This window comes from Pseudoduganella aquatica, assembly GCF_009857595.1.
GTDB classification, from domain to species: Bacteria; Pseudomonadota; Gammaproteobacteria; order Burkholderiales; family Burkholderiaceae_D; genus Rugamonas; species Rugamonas aquatica_A.
In genome coordinates, this window is the sequence record NZ_WWCU01000109.1 from 1 (window position 1) to 786 (window position 786).

2 protein-coding genes are annotated in these 786 nt (G+C 57.4%); both read right to left on the reverse strand.

The genetic code is table 11. From position 1 onward, the window contains the following. A partial coding sequence (locus tag GTP77_RS29760) for an IS3 family transposase (protein ID WP_161075747.1) occupies nucleotides 1–425 on the reverse strand: 425 nt, incomplete at its 3' end. Beyond that, nucleotides 422–721: a transposase gene (locus GTP77_RS29765; protein WP_161075748.1), complete on the reverse strand. Its 300-nt coding sequence runs from the start codon at nucleotides 719–721 to the stop codon at nucleotides 422–424. The genes GTP77_RS29760 and GTP77_RS29765, both read right to left, overlap by 4 nt. Nucleotides 722–786: the final 65 nt, after the last annotated feature.

Genomic DNA, 786 nt, shown 5'->3' on the forward strand with positions numbered 1-786 from the left:
AGCCAGCCGGAGCCGGTGCGGATGTACGTGATGTCCGATACGTATGCCATGTTGGGCGCGGGCGGATTGAACTGCCGGTTCAGCACATTGGCGGCGATCGGCAGGTCGTGCTTACTGTCCGTCGTGTGAACGAACTTGCGTTTCCAGACGGGCTTCAAAGCCGCTTGGCGCATCAAACGGCGCACCTTGTAGCGCCCGATGTGGAAGCCGGCGTTGGCCATGGCCGAAACCAGACGGCGGCTGCCGTAGCTTTGCCCGCTGGCTTGAAATTCGGCTTTCAGATGCACGCTAGCCTTGCACACCGCCGGTTTGGCGGAGCGTCGTTGCGCGGCGTAGTAGCCTGATCGGCTTACCTCCAGAACGCGGCAGCTTTGTTGGGCCGGAATGGCCTCCTTTTGCAGTTGATGAACGAGCTGATAGATCATTTCATTTCGCGGGCAAAGAAGGCCGAGGCCTTTTTTAAGATGGTCACATCCTGCCGCAATTGCTGATTTTCCAGTTCGAGTTGCCGAATGCGCTGCTGCTCGGCGGTGAGTGGTTTGCCGATGCCCGGCTGGCCGCTTTGCTCGGCACTGTATTGCGCCAGCCAGCGCCGGATAGCAGTTTGGCCGATGTCCATGCTTTCGCTGACGTTCTGGATGCTCAGGCCCTGTTCCTTGATCATTCTGACCACCTCCAGCTTCAGGCTCGGATCGAATGTCTTGCGTTTTCTTGTTGTCATGCTTTAACTCCTCAGATGGTGAATTTTCCACCTATTGAGGTGTCCAGGCAAATTAGACCACGGCA

Bases quoted from the DNA above. Each gene is read 5' to 3' on its own strand.
- GTP77_RS29765 (WP_161075748.1), bottom strand. From the start codon at position 721: ATGACAACAAGAAAACGCAAGACATTCGATCCGAGCCTGAAGCTGGAG.